This is a genomic window from Nocardia acidivorans NBRC 108247, from assembly GCF_001625085.1.
GTDB lineage: Bacteria > Actinomycetota > Actinomycetes > Mycobacteriales > Mycobacteriaceae > Nocardia > Nocardia acidivorans.
The window spans coordinates 40879-56203 of sequence record NZ_BDAW01000013.1 but is presented as its reverse complement, the minus strand read 5'-3'; the positions used below and the strand labels follow the sequence as shown (position 1 = coordinate 56203).

At 66.8% G+C, this 15325-nt stretch carries 15 protein-coding genes; 13 read left to right on the top strand and 2 right to left on the bottom strand.

What is annotated here, in order from left to right; genetic code table 11:
• The first annotated feature begins 32 nt into the window (after nucleotides 1–32).
• The 12 genes from murC (at nucleotide 33) to NA10_RS07380 (ending at nucleotide 13186) form a co-directional block, all read left to right on the top strand.
• Nucleotides 33–1478, top strand: a complete 1446-nt coding sequence (gene murC, locus NA10_RS07435) for a UDP-N-acetylmuramate--L-alanine ligase (RefSeq protein ID WP_067565409.1) — start codon at nucleotides 33–35, stop codon at nucleotides 1476–1478.
• A gap of 6 nt (nucleotides 1479–1484) precedes the next feature.
• Complete coding sequence (locus NA10_RS07430) at nucleotides 1485–2294, top strand: cell division protein FtsQ/DivIB (protein WP_084514397.1); 810 nt, start codon at nucleotides 1485–1487, stop codon at nucleotides 2292–2294.
• A 317-nt stretch (nucleotides 2295–2611) separates the two neighbouring features.
• Nucleotides 2612–3883 carry a cell division protein FtsZ gene (ftsZ, locus tag NA10_RS07425; protein WP_067565016.1) on the top strand — a complete coding sequence of 424 codons (1272 nt, stop codon included), beginning with the start codon at nucleotides 2612–2614 and terminating at the stop codon, nucleotides 3881–3883.
• A 129-nt stretch (nucleotides 3884–4012) separates the two neighbouring features.
• The gene (pgeF, locus tag NA10_RS07420) at nucleotides 4013–4753 is read left to right on the top strand and encodes a peptidoglycan editing factor PgeF (protein ID WP_067565014.1); all 741 of its coding nucleotides are present in this window, start codon (nucleotides 4013–4015) and stop codon (nucleotides 4751–4753) included.
• Nucleotides 4750–5544, top strand: coding sequence for a YggS family pyridoxal phosphate-dependent enzyme (locus NA10_RS07415; protein WP_084514396.1), 795 nt, complete (start codon nucleotides 4750–4752; stop codon nucleotides 5542–5544). The genes pgeF and NA10_RS07415 overlap by 4 nt, the downstream gene beginning before the upstream one ends.
• A gap of 104 nt (nucleotides 5545–5648) precedes the next feature.
• On the top strand, nucleotides 5649–6437 hold the full coding sequence (locus NA10_RS07410; protein ID WP_067565012.1) for a cell division protein SepF: 789 nt from the start codon (nucleotides 5649–5651) through the stop codon (nucleotides 6435–6437).
• 466 nt (nucleotides 6438–6903) lie between these two features.
• Nucleotides 6904–7206, top strand: coding sequence for a YggT family protein (locus NA10_RS07405; protein WP_067565010.1), 303 nt, complete (start codon nucleotides 6904–6906; stop codon nucleotides 7204–7206).
• A gap of 71 nt (nucleotides 7207–7277) precedes the next feature.
• A complete protein-coding gene (gene wag31 / locus NA10_RS07400) occupies nucleotides 7278–8102 on the top strand; it encodes a DivIVA-like cell division protein Wag31 (protein ID WP_067565008.1) in 825 nt (274 codons plus the stop codon).
• A gap of 88 nt (nucleotides 8103–8190) precedes the next feature.
• Nucleotides 8191–8394, top strand: a complete 204-nt coding sequence (locus tag NA10_RS07395; protein ID WP_067565400.1) for a hypothetical protein — start codon at nucleotides 8191–8193, stop codon at nucleotides 8392–8394.
• Nucleotides 8395–8686: 292 nt separating this feature from the next.
• A complete protein-coding gene (ileS, locus tag NA10_RS07390; RefSeq protein WP_067565006.1) occupies nucleotides 8687–11842 on the top strand; it encodes an isoleucine--tRNA ligase in 3156 nt (1051 codons plus the stop codon).
• A gap of 176 nt (nucleotides 11843–12018) precedes the next feature.
• Complete coding sequence (locus tag NA10_RS07385) at nucleotides 12019–12429, top strand: carboxymuconolactone decarboxylase family protein (protein ID WP_218021471.1); 411 nt, start codon at nucleotides 12019–12021, stop codon at nucleotides 12427–12429.
• A gap of 229 nt (nucleotides 12430–12658) precedes the next feature.
• Nucleotides 12659–13186 carry an NlpC/P60 family protein gene (locus NA10_RS07380; RefSeq protein WP_084514395.1) on the top strand — a complete coding sequence of 176 codons (528 nt, stop codon included), beginning with the start codon at nucleotides 12659–12661 and terminating at the stop codon, nucleotides 13184–13186.
• An 18-nt stretch (nucleotides 13187–13204) separates the two neighbouring features.
• On the opposite strand, the gene NA10_RS07375 is transcribed toward NA10_RS07380, so the two are convergent.
• Nucleotides 13205–13618 carry an organic hydroperoxide resistance protein gene (locus NA10_RS07375; RefSeq protein ID WP_067565002.1) on the bottom strand — a complete coding sequence of 138 codons (414 nt, stop codon included), beginning with the start codon at nucleotides 13616–13618 and terminating at the stop codon, nucleotides 13205–13207.
• A gap of 75 nt (nucleotides 13619–13693) precedes the next feature.
• Here NA10_RS07375 and NA10_RS07370 point away from each other — a divergent pair, with 75 nt between their 5' ends.
• Nucleotides 13694–14236 carry a TetR/AcrR family transcriptional regulator gene (locus NA10_RS07370; protein WP_157556175.1) on the top strand — a complete coding sequence of 181 codons (543 nt, stop codon included), beginning with the start codon at nucleotides 13694–13696 and terminating at the stop codon, nucleotides 14234–14236.
• 25 nt (nucleotides 14237–14261) lie between these two features.
• Here NA10_RS07370 and NA10_RS07365 read toward each other — a convergent pair whose 3' ends face one another.
• A complete protein-coding gene (locus tag NA10_RS07365) occupies nucleotides 14262–15299 on the bottom strand; it encodes a hypothetical protein (protein ID WP_067564998.1) in 1038 nt (345 codons plus the stop codon).
• Nucleotides 15300–15325 lie beyond the last annotated feature (26 nt).

Genomic DNA, 15325 nt, shown 5'->3' with positions numbered 1-15325 from the left:
CCGATCTGCCCGAACTGCTGCGGCGGGTCCACATGATCGGAATCGGTGGTGCCGGAATGTCCGGTATCGCCAGAATTCTGCTGTCCCGCGGCGGTATGGTCTCCGGCTCCGACGCCAAGGAGAGCCGCGGCGTGCTGGCGCTGCGGGCGCGCGGCGCCCAGGTGCGCATCGGCCATGACGCGAGCGCCCTGGACCTGCTGCCCGGCGGGCCGACCGCGGTCGTCACCACCTACGCCGCCATCCCCAAGACCAATCCCGAACTGGTGGAGGCGCATCGGCGCGGCATCCCGGTGCTGCTGCGACCGGCCGTACTGGCCGAGCTCATGCAGGGTCACAAGACGCTGCTGGTCTCGGGCACGCACGGGAAGACCTCCACCACCTCCATGCTGGTCGTGGCACTGCAACACTGCGGTGCGGACCCGTCCTTCGCGGTCGGCGGTGAGCTCAACGAATCGGGCACCAATGCCCATCACGGCACCGGCGGCATCTTCGTGGCCGAGGCCGACGAGAGCGATGCCTCACTGCTGCAGTACGCCCCGGATGTGGCGGTGGTGACCAATATCGAATCCGATCACCTGGACTACTTCGGCACCGACGAGGCGTACACCCGGGTCTTCGACGACTTCGTGGACCGGTTGCAGCCGGGCGGCCGCCTGGTGGTGTGCCTGGACGATCCGGGCTCGCTGGGATTGGCCGAGCGCACCGTGGCCCGGCTCGCCGGTGATCCGCGTGAGGTCGAGGTAATCGGTTACGGTTCGGGTGATTTCGCGGGCGCCGGGGTCCCGGTCGGCGCGCATTTGCTCTCCTTCGAACCGCGTGATGTCGGCGGTGTGGCGGTCTTCCAGCTCTCCGACGAACCCGCACCGCGCACACTACGCCTGTCGGTGCCCGGCCGGCATATGGCCCTGAACGCGCTCGGCGCACTGCTCGCCGCGCGTGCCGCGGGCGCCGAGATGGGCGAAATCATCCAGGGCCTGGAGGGTTTCGGCGGTGTGCACCGGCGCTTCCAGCTCACCGGCCGGGAGAACGGCGTCCGGGTCTTCGACGATTACGCCCACCATCCGACCGAGGTGCGCGCGGTGCTCAGCGCCGCCGCCGAACTGGTCGCCCAGGAGGCCCGCGATGGCGCGCGCTCGCGGCAGGGCCGGGTGATCGTGGTCTTCCAACCGCACTTGTACAGTCGCACCGCCACTTTCGCGACCGACTTCGGCGCCGCCCTCTCGCTCGCCGACGAGGTCGTGGTGCTGGACGTGTACGGCGCGCGCGAGGAGCCGCTGCCCGGGGTGAACGGCGCGCTGGTGGCCAACGCGGTCACCAAACCCGTGCACTATCAGCCGGATATGTCGCGGGTGGGCCGTCAGGTCGCCGCCCTGGCGCGCCCCGGCGATGTGGTGATCACCATGGGTGCGGGCGATGTCACCATGCTGGGCGGGCAGATCCTCGACGGTCTGCGCGCGCGACCCTCGCACGGGCGGTGAGCGCGGATGAGCTCGGGTGGGGAAGCGGACGAGACGACCGCTGAGTCGCCGGACCCGGTGGACGAGCCTGCGGCGGAGCGGGATTCGGCCGCCCGGGCCGCGCGCCGGGCCCGACTACACCGGGGCCGGTCGCGCGAGGACGACCGGCTGCGCACCGCGCTGCGCTCACCGCGGGTGCGGATCGGTGTGGCGGTGGGCTGCGTCGTACTGCTCGCGATCGGCCTGACTGCCTATTTCACCCCGGTGCTGTCGGTGCGCACCGTGCGCGTCGAAGGCCTGTCGGCGGTGCCGGAAGATCAAGTCCTGGACGCCCTCCAGGTGCCGGACGGCCTGTCCATGATGCGGATAGACACCACCGCCATGGCCCAGCGTGTGGCACAGTTACCCAAGGTTCGCAGTGTGCGGGTGCAGCGCGAGTTCCCGTCCACCGTGCAGGTGACGGTGGTCGAACGCAATCCCGTGCTCTACTTCGATGCCCCCGACGGACCGCATCTGCTCGATTGCGACAGCGTGGAATTCGCGATCGAACAGCCCGCGGGCACCGTCGCCAAACTCGTCACCGACAATCCCGGCGGTAATGATCCGGCCACCCGCGCGGCCGTCACGGTGATGGCAGTGGTCCCGCCGAGTCTCGGCGTGGGACAGGTTGTGGCCAGATCGGTTTCGGATATTGCTCTCGAGTTGCGAGATGGGCGTACCGTGCTGTGGGGTGGGACGGGTGATTCACAGAAGAAGGCGGCGGTGGTCGGACCTCTACTGACCCAGCCCGGCAACGTGTTCGACGTTTCGAGTCCGAATCTGGCCACGGTAAAGTGAGCGATACCCATTGGGCCACCGAAATTTTCGGTGGTTCACAGGTGCGTTTCCAGCGCCGATCCCGGCACCGGAGGGCAACCGTCCACGATACGATGCCAGGTGGGTCGGACGAGGTGGATCACACAAGATTCTGATTCTCGTTTCGGCGCGCCTGCGCCCGTAACGCGGTGGCTGCGAATAGCGTTCCGCACCAGTCGGATACTTGACATAAGGCTAAACCTATGGTTGAGGGTTCATCGAACCGAGACCTTCGGGCTGGCATACGACGAGCATCCGTTTGACGACAAGCTTTTTGGATCTAAGGAAGGCGAGAGCCCATGACGCCCCCGCACAACTACCTTGCAGTGATCAAGGTCGTCGGAATCGGCGGCGGCGGCGTGAATGCCGTCAACCGGATGATCGAACAGGGACTCAAGGGAGTCGAGTTCATCGCGGTCAACACCGACGCGCAGGCGCTGCTGATGAGTGATGCGGACGTCAAGCTCGATGTCGGCCGTGAACTGACCCGCGGCCTCGGCGCGGGCGCCGATCCCGAGGTCGGCCGCAAGGCCGCCGAGGACCACAAGGACGAGATCGAAGAGGTGCTCAAGGGCGCCGACATGGTCTTCGTCACCGCGGGCGAGGGCGGTGGCACCGGCACCGGTGGCGCACCCGTCGTCGCCGGCATCGCACGCAAGCTCGGTGCGCTCACCATCGGTGTGGTGACGCGGCCCTTCTCGTTCGAGGGCAAGCGCCGCAGCAATCAGGCCGAGGCCGGTATCCAGGCGCTGCGCGAGTCCTGCGACACCCTCATCGTGATCCCCAACGACCGGCTGCTGCAGCTGGGCGATGCGGCCGTCTCGCTGATGGACGCCTTCCGCTCCGCGGATGAGGTGCTGCTCAACGGTGTTCAGGGCATCACCGATCTGATCACCACCCCGGGTCTGATCAATGTCGACTTCGCGGACGTCAAGTCCGTCATGTCCGGCGCGGGCAGTGCCCTCATGGGTATCGGCTCGGCCCGCGGCGAGGGCCGCTCGGTGAAGGCCGCCGAGTCGGCGATCAACTCGCCACTGCTGGAAGCGTCCATGGATGGCGCGCACGGCGTCCTGCTCTCGATCGCGGGCGGTTCGGATCTCGGCCTCTTCGAGATCAACGAGGCAGCCTCGCTGGTGCAGGAAGCGGCCCATATCGAAGCCAACATCATCTTCGGTACCGTCATCGACGACTCCCTGGGCGACGAAGTCCGAGTGACGGTGATCGCGGCGGGTTTTGACGGAAGCGGCCCGGCACGACGCATCGAACCCGCGGTAGGCCGCACCGCCACCAGCTCGTTCGGAACCGCCCGGGCGACCGCCGGGGAAGTGGCTCGCGCCCCCGAGTATTCGGCCCGCACCCCCGAGCCGGCCCCGGTCCGGCAGGAGCCCGCCCCGGCCCCGGTCGCGCAGACCCCGCCGCCGGCGCAGTCGAGCGGTCGCGGTCCGGCCCCGTCCTACGAATCGCCCCGCCCCGCGGTCGATCCGACGGTGGCGCACAACAATCGCACCCATATCCAGCCGCCGGACGCCGACGATGATGACGTGGACGTCCCCTCGTTCATGCGCCGCTGACCCGCGTATCCGCACTGTCCGCGCCCGCTCCGGTTCCGGAGCGGGCGCTGTCGTATCTCCGGCCCGGAGTGTGCGGGACCACCCGCTCGGAGGCGAGGTTGCGGGTTATCGGCCACTACTCTCGAGGGTATGACTTCTGTGGGAACCACGTACCGGACCAGACGAGTAGTCACCGCCCGCGCCGGGGGTTTCTCCCAGTCGCCCTACGACTCCTTCAATCTGGGCGATCACGTCGGTGACGATCCGGAAGCCGTGCGGCGCAATCGGGTTCGACTGGCCGAGAGCCTGGGGCTGACACCGGAGCGATTGGTCTGGATGGAGCAGATCCACAGTCGTAACGTGACGGTGGTGGACGGGCCGCAGACCGAGGCGGTGCCCGCCACCGATGCGCTGGTCACCACCGAGCGGGATCTGGCCCTGGTGACGCTGAGCGCGGATTGCGTACCGGTGCTGCTCTCCGACGACGAGGCCGGGGTGATCGCCGCGGTGCACGCGGGCCGGATCGGGGCGCGCATCGGCATCGTGCCCAAGGCGATCGAGGCCATGCTCGATCTCGGCGCGAAAGTGGAGCGGATCGGCGCATTCCTGGGACCGGCGGCCAGCGGTCGGCAGTACGAGGTGCCCGCCGCCATGCGCGCCGATGTCGAGAAGCATCTGCCGGGGAGTGCGACCACCACCGTGCGGGGTACTCCCGGATTGGATCTGCGCGCGGGCATCCGCCGTCAACTCGAGGCGGCGGGCGTGAGCGCCGTGGCGGTGGACCCGCGCTGCACCATCGAGGACAAAGCGCTGTTCAGTCATCGGCGCGGCGCGCCGACCGGCAGACTCGCCGGTGTGATTTGGATGTCATCGGAGGGAATCGCAGAATGACCGAAAACCTGGGCGCGACAACCGGTTCCGGAGTATCGGCGGTCGCGGCGGGCGAGGCGGACATCACGTCCGGGTCCGATCGCGTCGCGCGGCTGTCGGCGGCGCTCGCGGCCCTGACCGCGCGCATCGACGCAGCGTGCGCGGCTGCCGGGCGTGATCCGGGCGGTGTGCGGCTGTTGCCGGTGACCAAGTTCCACCCGGCCTCGGATATCGAGATTCTCTATGGCTTGGGTCTGCGCGAATTCGGCGAATCGCGCGAGCAGGAGGCTTCGGACAAAGTGGCGCAACTGCGCCATCTGTCGCATGTGCGCTGGGAGTTCATCGGCAGGCTGCAACGAAACAAGGCGAAATCCGTCGCACGCTGGGCCGATACGGTCTATTCGGTCGATAGCGACCGCTTGGTCTCCGCGCTCGACGCGGGGGTCCGGGCGGCCCTGGACGCGGGGGAGCGGACCACCCCGCTGCGCGTACTTCTGCAAGTAAGCCTTGACGCGGACCCCACCCGCGGGGGTGTCTCGGACACCGCCATGCTCGACCTCGCCGAACAGCTCGAAAAATCGGCAAACCTGCAGCTCGCGGGCCTGATGGCGATCCCCCCGCTGGATGCCGACCCGGATGCGGCCTTCGAGCGACTCGCCCGTATGCACGGCTCACTTTTGACGGAACATCCCCAGGCCAGCGAGCTGTCCGCGGGTATGTCAAGTGATTTGGAGGCGGCAATCCGCCACGGATCCACCTGCGTGCGTGTCGGTACCGCTTTGATGGGCGCTCGACCGATAACCTCGGCGTAGCAAAGAAACCTCATCAGTCACATATGAAACATATGCTTGGTGGCGAACGAGGACTGAGCAGGACAACACCCCAGGCCAACCGGGGCCGAAGGAAGGTCGACCAGATGAGCACGCTGCACAAGTTCAAGGCGTACTTCGGCATGGTTCCGCTCGAGGACTACGAAGACGACTACGTCGAGGATCGCGGGCCGCGCCCCGCCGTCGACGAACGTGCCCCGCGCCGGCCCCGGTCCTATGCCGAGCGTGATTACGACCGGTACGAGCACGAGCGCTACGACGATGAGCCCGGGTACGCCGAGCCGCCGCCCTACAAGGCGCCGTACAAGCCCGCGTACAGCGCCTCGCGCCGGGACGACTACGCCGACGAATACGCGGACGATCGTGACCGCGACCGCTACGACGCGCCGCGTCGCCCCACCCGTATCGATACCGCCCCGTCCACCCGCAGCCGCTCCATGGGCGGCGCCGGCGCCTCGATGGTGCGCGGCACCACCCGCGGCGCGCTCGCGGTGGACCCGGAGGCCGAGCGGCGCATGGAAGAGCTGCGGATGGAGGAGCGCCGGCTGGAACAGCAGCCGCCGCGCCGCTCCGCGATCTTCGAGGACGGAGGCCCATTGTCCAAGATCACCACGCTGCGCCCGCGCACCTACGCAGAAGCCGCCATCATCGGTGAGCGCTTCCGGGACGGCACCCCGGTGATCATGGATCTGGTCGAGATGAGCAATAGCGACGCCCGCCGCCTTGTGGACTTCGCCGCAGGTTTGGCCTTCGCCCTGCGTGGTTCGTTCGACAAGGTAGCCACCAAGGTGTTCCTGCTCTCCCCGGCCGACGTGGACGTCTCCGCCGAGGAGCGTCGCAAACTGGCCGAAAACGGCTACTACAACCAGAAATAGCTGTATTTTTTGCCTCCGCTCCGCTCCGGCGGTTCGTGGCCCTGTGACCCCGGTTCTTCCCTCCTTCCGCTCCTCCGCTTCGCTCCCCCGCTCCACTCAGTCCAGAACCGGGGGCGGGCCACGAACATGTGAGTTGAGCTATCGCGCGGCGATATTCATCGGCCTCGCCCCTGTGACCCGTCCTGCGGTCGAAATGGGGTCGGGGCCAGTCCTTTTGCAGTGTGTGCACCCGCTGCGCTTCCCCCCGTCGAGCACCCTTGGCGAACTCGTCACCGAGTCGTGTCACCCCCGAGTTCGCGGCCCGGCTCGGTTCTGGAGCGACGGAGGGAGGGAGCGCAGCGACTGACCGGAGGAGTGAAGAACCGAGCTCACAGGGCCGCGAACCGCGACGCCGAAGGCGGCGCCAAGAACACAGCCCACGATGCCGGAGGCGGCGCAAATCGAACATTGTGGCAGAGTGAACAGTGTGGCCTTGTTCCAGGTGTTGAACCTACTGCTGTTCCTCTTCTGGCTGCTGCTCATCAGCCGAGTCATCGTCGAGTTCATTCGCAGCTTCGCGCGGGACTGGCGTCCCACCGGGTTCGTCGTGATCATCCTCGAGGCGATCTTCACCATCACGGACCCGCCGGTGAAACTCCTGAGGCGTTTGATACCCCCAGTGAATCTTGGGGGAATTAGGCTCGATCTGTCGATAATGGTCCTGCTTTTCATCGTGTTCCTCTTGATGACGTTCACGGGCCAGCAGGGGCAGGCGTTAGCCCAGGTGTGACAGAATGGGCCGAAAGAATGCTTGCCCAGATCTACCGCTAGATCTCCAACGAAGCGTGAAGGGATCGTTCCATGCCGCTGACCCCTGCCGATGTGCACAACGTCGCGTTCAGCAAACCACCGATCGGGAAGCGCGGCTACAACGAGGATGAAGTCGACGCCTTCCTCGACCTGGTCGAGCAGGAGCTCTCACGCCTCATCGAGGAAAACGCAGATCTTCGCCAGCGCGTTGCCGAATTGGACGCGGAACTGGCTGATGCCAAGAAGAATCGCGGTCCGGTCCAGGCTGTGAAGCAGGCTCCCGTGCCGGAGCCGCCCAAGGCCGCGCCGATCGCCCCGCCGCAGCCCATGCCCGCCCCGGCCCCCATGCCGGTCAAGGCCGAGGCCCCCAGCGCGGACGCGAATCTACAGGCGGCCAAGGTGCTTTCGCTGGCGCAGGAGATGGCCGATCGCCTCACCTCCGATGCCAAGACCGAGGCCGAACAGCTGCTGGCCAATGCCAGAGCCAACTCCGAGCGACTGGTCGGCGATGCCCGCACCCGCTCCGAGGCGATGATCGCCGACGCGCGTCAGAAGTCCGAGGCCATGCTCTCGGATGCGCAGAACCGCAGCGATTCCCAGCTCCGTCAGGCCAAGGAGAAGGCGGACGCCCTGCAGGCCGATGCCGAGCGCAAGCACACCGAGATCATGGCCACCATCACCCAGCAGCGCAGCGTGCTGGAAAGCCGGATCGAGCAGCTCAAGACCTTCGAGCGCGAATACCGCGTGCGCCTGAAGTCCTACCTGGAATCGCAGCTGGAAGAGCTGGAGAACCGCGGCTCCGCGGTCCCGGTCGACGGCGGCGAGTTCGGCGAGGGCGCCTCGGGCAACGGCGCACTCCTCAAGGGCGGCAAGTAGAGTCGTGATCACGGCCATTGGTGCCGCGCTTCCCGTCGCGAGCGGGTAGGGCGGCGCCGCCACCGTTTCCATAAGAGGGGTGGTGACCATGCTCGTGATGACGCTGGCTCTGGCAGCGGTGGGCTTCGGCCTGCTGGTGACCGCTCTGACCACCGGTTCGGTGGTCTGGGCGTGGGGCTGCATCATCGTGTGCGTGCTCGGTGCGGTGTTGCTGCTGGTCAGCGCGCTGGCACTGCGTGAACCCGAGGAGGATGCGCAATCGCGTCCGGGCGGGCGTCACGCGCGGCATTAGACGGGCCGGAAATATCGACTGGACCTGCCCGGTTAGAATCGAAGGTAGTTTTTCGGCAGTGATCCGGCCATCACCGGGGAGTCTTCGGAAGAACGGCGTGACCTGCCCTTTCGGGTGGTGAGCGCCTACTAGAACCGAACGGGTGAGCCCGTCACAGCTCGTCAATGAGAGGTCCGGCGTCCCGCCGGACAAGCGGGGTGGTACCGCGGTATCGGCGCACCGGCGTCGTTCATCGTCCCCGTGCCCACCGGGTCATTCCAGGCCCACTGGCACGCGAGGAGCTGACGCCGAGATGTCCGGCGAGAACCCGACCCCCGACACCTACCCCCGCGCCGACCTGGGCGCCTCCAGCGGGCAGGTCTCCTTCCCCGAGCTCGAGCAGCGCGTGCTGGAGTACTGGGCCGCCGACGACACCTTCCGCGCCAGCATCGAGAACCGTTCCGATGCAGAGGAATTCGTCTTCTACGACGGTCCCCCCTTCGCCAATGGGTTGCCGCATTACGGGCACTTGTTGACCGGATATGTCAAGGATTTGATCCCGCGATTTCAGACGATGCGCGGGAAGAAGGTCGAACGGCGCTTCGGCTGGGACACTCATGGCCTTCCCGCGGAAATCGAAGCGGAGAAGCAGCTCGGTATCACGGACAAATCACAGATCGATGCCATGGGTCTCGCGGAATTCAATGCCGCGTGCAAATCTTCGGTACTGCGCTACACGAACGAGTGGCGTAACTATGTGACGCGACAGGCGCGCTGGGTCGACTTCGACAACGACTACAAAACCCTCGACCTGGACTTCATGGAATCGGTCATGTGGGCGTTCAAGTCGTTGTACGACAAGGGCCTGATCTATCAGGGATTCCGGGTGCTCCCGTACTCCTGGTACGAGCAGACGCCGCTGTCGAATCAGGAGGCGCGCCTCGATGATTCGTATCGCATGCGCCAGGATCCGGCGGTCACCGTCGACATGCCGCTGTCGGTGCCGCAGGATCATCCGCTGCATCAGCTCGACGGCGCGAACGCGCTGATCTGGACCACCACGCCGTGGACGCTGCCGTCGAACCTCGCCATCGCGGTGCATCCCGATGTCACCTACGTGCATCTGCGCGGGCAGGACGGCAAGCGCTATCTGCTTGCCGCCGAACGGGTCTCGCATTACGCGCGGGAGTTCGGCGAGGAGCCCGAGGTGCTGTCCGAGCACTCCGGCGCGGCCCTGGCCGACCTGCGGTATCGCCCGCCGTTCGACTTCTTCCTCGGCCATCCGAACGCGCACCGGGTGCTCAACGCCGACTATGTCACCACCGACTCCGGTACCGGCATCGTCCATCTCGCACCGGCTTTCGGTGAGGAGGATATGGATGTGGCCTCCGCGAACGGCATCGAGATCGTGCAGCCGCTCGACGCCGGCGGCCGGTTCACCTCCATGGTGCCGCCGTACCAGGGGCAGATGGTCTTCGACGCCAACCCGGTCATCATCAAGGACCTCAAGGCCGCCGGAAAACTGTTGCGGCACGAGACGATCGAGCACTCCTACCCGCACAGCTGGCGCTCGGGTCAGCCGCTGATCTACATGGCGGTGCCGTCCTGGTTCGTGGCGGTCACCAAGTTCCGCGATCGCATGCTCGAGCTGAACAAGGAGATCAGCTGGACCCCGGAGCATCTGCGGGACGGTCAGTTCGGCAAGTGGCTGGAGAACGCGCGCGACTGGAATATCAGCCGAAATCGCTTCTGGGGCGCGCCGATCCCGGTCTGGGTCTCGGACGACCCGCAGTACCCGCGCGTGGACGTGTACGGCTCGCTGGACGCGCTCGAGCGGGACTTCGGCGCACGCCCGACCGATCTGCACCGGCCGGTCATCGACGATCTGGTGCGCCCGAATCCCGATGACCCGACCGGGAAGTCGATGATGCGCCGCGTCCCCGAGGTGCTCGACTGCTGGTTCGAATCGGGTTCCATGCCGTACGCGCAGGTGCACTACCCGTTCGAGAACAAAGAGTGGTTCGAGGGGACCGCCACCGAGGCCGCCCACAGCCCCGGCGATTTCATCGTCGAGTACAACGGTCAGACCAAGGGCTGGTTCTACAACCTGCACGTGCTCTCGACCGCGCTCTTCGATCGCCCGGCCTTCAAATCGGTTGTGGCGCACGGCATCGTGCTGGGCGATGACGGCCTCAAGATGTCCAAGTCCAAGGGCAACTACCCGGATGTGAACGAGGTCTTCGACCGCGACGGCTCCGATGCCATGCGCTGGTTCCTGATGGCCTCGCCCATCCTGCGCGGCGGCAATCTCATCGTCACCGAGCGCGGTATCCGCGAGGGCGTCGGGCACACCATGCGCCCGCTATGGAACGCGTGGACCTTCCTGCAGCTGTACGCCTCGACACCCGGTGTGTGGCGCACGGATTCGGCCAATGTGCTGGACCGCTACATCCTGGCCAAGCTGGCCGTGACACGCGATGTCATGACCACCGCGCTGGAGAGCTATGACGTCGCGGGCGCGTGCGACGAACTGCGCTCGTTCGCCGACGCGCTCACCAATTGGTATGTGCGCCGGTCGCGTTCGCGCTTCTGGGAAGAGGATCGCGATGCCATCGACACCCTGCACACCGTGCTGGAGGTGACTACGCGTCTGGCGGCTCCGCTGCTGCCGCTGCTCACCGAGGTGATCTGGCGCGGGCTGACCGGGGAGCGGTCGGTGCATCTGGCCGATTGGCCGAGCGCCGACGAACTGCCGGGTGATCCGGAGCTGGTGTCGGCCATGGATGAGGTGCGCACCGTCTGCTCCACCGTGCTCGGACAGCGCAAGGCACAGAATCTGCGTGTGCGCCTGCCGCTTTCGGAGCTCACCGTCGCGGCCGAGGATGCCGAGCGACTGCGCCCCTTCGCCGAGTTGATCGCCGATGAGGTGAACGTCAAGAAGGTCGACCTCACCACCGATGTGGCCGCGCACGGCCGCTTCGAACTCGTGGTGAACGCCCGCGCCGCCGGTCCGCGCATCGGCAAGCAGGTGCAGGCGGTCATCAAGGCGGTCAAGGCCGGGGAGTGGACCGAGGCCGCCGACGGCACCGTCACCGCCGCCGGAATCGAGCTGCTGCCCGAGGAATACACCCGGCGCCTGGTCGCCGCCGAACCCGAATCCACCGCCGCCCTGCCCGGCAATGCCGGTCTGGTGGTGCTGAATTCGGTGGTCACCGAGGAGCTCGAGGCCGAGGGCTGGGCCCGCGACCTCATCCGCGACCTCCAGGAGACCCGCAAGTCCCTGGGCCTGGACGTCTCGGACCGCATCACCGTGGTCCTCGATGTCCCGGCCGACCGCAAGGTCTGGGCCGAAACCCACCGCGATCTCATCGCCGGTGAAATCCTCGCCACCACCCTGACTTTCGGGGAGGCGGGCGCGGATGCCGCCGAGCTCGTCGGCGGTGTGAAGGCCGGGGTCACCAAGGCCTGATCGACCGGATGCGAAGGGGTGCGGCCACACCGGCCGCGCCCCTTCGTCATTCGAGAGGTCGCAGCCCGGACAGTATGTCCCGCACCAACTCCGGGCATCGCGCATCCTCGGTGCCGAGCAGGGATCGGTAGTACACCGGCCCAGCATGTCGACGATGGCACGGGGGTGCGTTATTGGTGCGGGTCTGCCCCGCGGCGATGGCCTTCTCCACCCGCTGCCCCGCCACCCCCGAAACCCGCTACGAGCGCGGCCTCGCGGTGCTCGACCAGGTCGGCGGCCCGTCCGGTCGCGCCGTGCTGAACGGCCGTGCCGATATCGCCCCGGACCTGGGCCGCTACCTCATCGAATTCGCCTTCGCCGATGCGTATTCGCGGCCCGGCCTCGGTCTTGCCGAGCGCGAACTCGCGACCATCGCGGTCTGTACGACGCTCGGGACGGCGGGTCCGCAGCTCCGTGTCCGTCTGCACGGTTTCCTGAATGTCGGCGGCACCCGCGAGGCGATCATCCAGCGCGGCGGCTATGCCGGGTTCCCGGCCGCGCTCAATGCCGTCGGCGCCGCTCGCGAGGTGTTCGCGGCCCGCGAGTGATCCGGGTCGCGAGACTCGCCCGCACGACACCCCTTGTGAACCGTGTGACGAATGAGATAGAACAGCAACTATAGAGCTAACGTACAGCTTTACGGTGTTTACGAGATGTCTTGCTAGTTCCAGTCGAAAGACGCTGATTCTCACGTCACGGGCACTAAACAGCCATTAGCTGAACAATAGCCAGCTATCTGTCGTGCGACTCAGCGCGGTTGAGCTGAAGGGCGAGTGCATGACACGAAGACTGCTGCGCCGATCCGCGTCGTTCCTGACGACGTCCGCGGCCTTGATTCTCGCGGGGGCGCTCTGGGCGGGGGCCGCGCACGCCGACACCGGTTCCGCCGCCTCCGGGAGCGGCAGCGGTTCGGCCTCCGGAAGTGCCAGCGGCTCCGCGCAATTGCCGATAACCAGCCCGCGCGCCATGATCGCGCTCGGGCTGGCTCAGACTCAAACGGGTAAGCCCTATCGGTGGGGCGGCGTCGGCCCCGACGCGTGGGACTGCTCCGGTCTGGTGCAGTGGGCCTTCCGCAGCGTTGGAATCGATATGCCGCGCACCACCTGGCAGCAGGCCGCAGCGGGCCTCGAGGTCCCGTTCGGGGCGCTGCAACCGGGTGATGTGGTGATTCTCAATGGCGATGCCTCCCACGTGGGCATCTACGCCGGCGGCGGCAATGTGCTCAATGCCTACGACTGGGGTGTGCCCGTCGGCCTGACCCCGCTGTCGCAGTTCGACATCTACGACATTCGCCGTTTCTACTGAGGGATTCGCTGAAAAGTCTTACTCCACAACCAGTTCCACCGGGATATTGCCCCGGGTGGCATTGGAGTACGGGCAGACCTGGTGGGTGGCCTCGAGCAGTGCCTGCCCCTGCTCGTTGTGCAGGTGGTCGGGCAGTTCGACGCGCAGCACGACGGACAGTCCGAAGCCGCCGCCCTCCAGGGCGTTCAGGCCGACCTCGGCGGTGACCGACGCGTCCGAGGCATCGAGGTTCATGCGCTTGGAGACCAGGCCGAGGGCGCTGGCGAAGCAGGCGGAGTAGCCGGCCGCGAAGAGCTGTTCGGGATTGGTGCCCGCGCCGTCGCCGCCCATCTCCTTCGGGCGGGCCAGGGTGAGGTCGAGAATGCCGTCATCGGTGTACGAGCGGCCTTCGCGACCGACCGAGGTGGCGACTGCGGTGTAGAGAGGTGCCATGACTGCCTCCTAGACAGACTTGTCTGTTCGCGTGCTCCCCCAGAGTAGACAGGTCTGTCTGCTATCGTCAAGGGTATGAGTGAAGCCCGCGAACGCCTGCTGGAGACCGCCACCCGGCTCTTCTACGCCGAGGGCATTCACACCGTGGGCATCGACCGCATCATCGCCGAGGCCGGAATCGCCAAGGCCACCTTCTATCGGCACTTCAAGACCAAGGAGGACCTCGTAGTCGCGTATCTGGAGCGCGAATACGACCGGCAGCGCGGGGTACTGGAGTCGGTGCCCGGGGCGGGCGCGGACGGGATCGTCACCATTTTCGAGAAGCTCGGCGAGCTGAGCCGGGGTCCGGGTTTCCGGGGGTGCCCCTTCCTCAATGCCGCCGTGGAGTTTCCGAATCCGGAGCACGCGGTGCGCGCGGTGGTGCGGGACTATCGCGATTGGTTCCGTGAGTTGATGGCCGAACGGCTGCGCGCCGCCGGTCACGAGGATCCGGACCAGGCGGCGCGCGCACTGCTGTTGACCAGGGACGGGGTGACCGTCAGCGGTGGTATCGGCGATGCCGAGACCGTGCGGGCGGGAATCCGAACCGCGGTGGCGCAGTTCGATATTCGCCGCTGAAACCGGTCCGGCTGCCGGTCGGCGCTCAGACGCCGACCGTCTCCTCCATCTCCTGTTCGGCCTCCTCCCGCGGCTCCTCGATCGCCGCATGCTTGGGAGCGCTTGCGGCCCGGCGCTTTTCGGTCAGCCCGGCGGCGATGACGAGCACCACGCCCGCGCCGAACCAGAGGAACAGACTCGCCAGTCGCGAGCCGAAGCCCGCACCGTCGAAGTACAGCAGGCTGCGCGCGCCCTCCACGAAACCCGCACCGTTCCAGAAGGAATGGAGTGCGCCGAAGAAGTCATTCTGCAACCACGGCGTGTAGACCCCGCCCGAGGTGGTGAAGTTCAGCATGACGAACAGGATCATCATCACCAGGGTGGTCCAGCGCTTCAGGAACGTGTGCAGGCCGATGCCGACGGCCAGGATGCCCGCCGAGTACAGCCAGGACATCGCCCAGACGGCGGCATTGTCGTGCTCGACCACATGGAAGACCGGTCCCGCGATGGCCAGCCCGATGAGGCTGACGATGAGCGAGGTGACCAGTCCGAACATGGCGCGAATCCACATGGGTAGTTCGGCCCCGGCCGCGCCGATGGCGGCGACACTGCCGTAGGAGCCGATGCTCAGCGCCACCAAGAGGAAGAAGATGCCCTGTGCGGTCGGATCGCCGGAGGCGGGGCTGGTGATATCGGTGACGGTGAGCGGGGTGCCCTGCTTAGCGGCGATCTGCTGGAAGACGGTCTCGACGGCCATGGCGGTGGTATCGGATCCGGCGGTGGCGACCAGCGCCTCGGGGTGCTGGGCGTCGGGGACGAACGCGCCCGCCAGATCCCGGTGCCGCAGTTGGCCGATGGCGTCCTCGCGGCTCGGCAGGGTGATCACATCGAGTTTGTCGCCGCCGGTGTCCTTCAGCGTCTGCGCGAGCACCTTCACCTGCGGGGTGTCGCCGACGACGGCGATGGCGAGGTGATTGGGCTCGGGCTGATGGAATGCGCCCAGGTACGCCAGTCCCATGCCCAGGCACATGAGCAGTGGGGTGAGCAGGTGGGTGGCGACATGCCGAATTTGATGCGAGGCCATGGATTCTCCGAACAGTTGGTAAATGC

Bases quoted from the DNA above. Each gene is read 5' to 3' on its own strand.
- murC (WP_067565409.1), top strand. From the start codon at position 33: ATGATCGGAATCGGTGGTGCCGGAATGTCCGGTATCGCCAGAATTCTG.
- NA10_RS07430 (WP_084514397.1), top strand. From the start codon at position 1,485: ATGAGCTCGGGTGGGGAAGCGGACGAGACGACCGCTGAGTCGCCGGAC.
- ftsZ (WP_067565016.1), top strand. From the start codon at position 2,612: ATGACGCCCCCGCACAACTACCTTGCAGTGATCAAGGTCGTCGGAATC.
- pgeF (WP_067565014.1), top strand. From the start codon at position 4,013: ATGACTTCTGTGGGAACCACGTACCGGACCAGACGAGTAGTCACCGCC.
- NA10_RS07415 (WP_084514396.1), top strand. From the start codon at position 4,750: ATGACCGAAAACCTGGGCGCGACAACCGGTTCCGGAGTATCGGCGGTC.
- NA10_RS07410 (WP_067565012.1), top strand. From the start codon at position 5,649: ATGAGCACGCTGCACAAGTTCAAGGCGTACTTCGGCATGGTTCCGCTC.
- wag31 (WP_067565008.1), top strand. From the start codon at position 7,278: ATGCCGCTGACCCCTGCCGATGTGCACAACGTCGCGTTCAGCAAACCA.
- NA10_RS07395 (WP_067565400.1), top strand. From the start codon at position 8,191: ATGCTCGTGATGACGCTGGCTCTGGCAGCGGTGGGCTTCGGCCTGCTG.
- ileS (WP_067565006.1), top strand. From the start codon at position 8,687: ATGTCCGGCGAGAACCCGACCCCCGACACCTACCCCCGCGCCGACCTG.
- NA10_RS07380 (WP_084514395.1), top strand. From the start codon at position 12,659: ATGACACGAAGACTGCTGCGCCGATCCGCGTCGTTCCTGACGACGTCC.
- NA10_RS07375 (WP_067565002.1), bottom strand. From the start codon at position 13,618: ATGGCACCTCTCTACACCGCAGTCGCCACCTCGGTCGGTCGCGAAGGC.
- NA10_RS07370 (WP_157556175.1), top strand. From the start codon at position 13,694: ATGAGTGAAGCCCGCGAACGCCTGCTGGAGACCGCCACCCGGCTCTTC.
- NA10_RS07365 (WP_067564998.1), bottom strand. From the start codon at position 15,299: ATGGCCTCGCATCAAATTCGGCATGTCGCCACCCACCTGCTCACCCCA.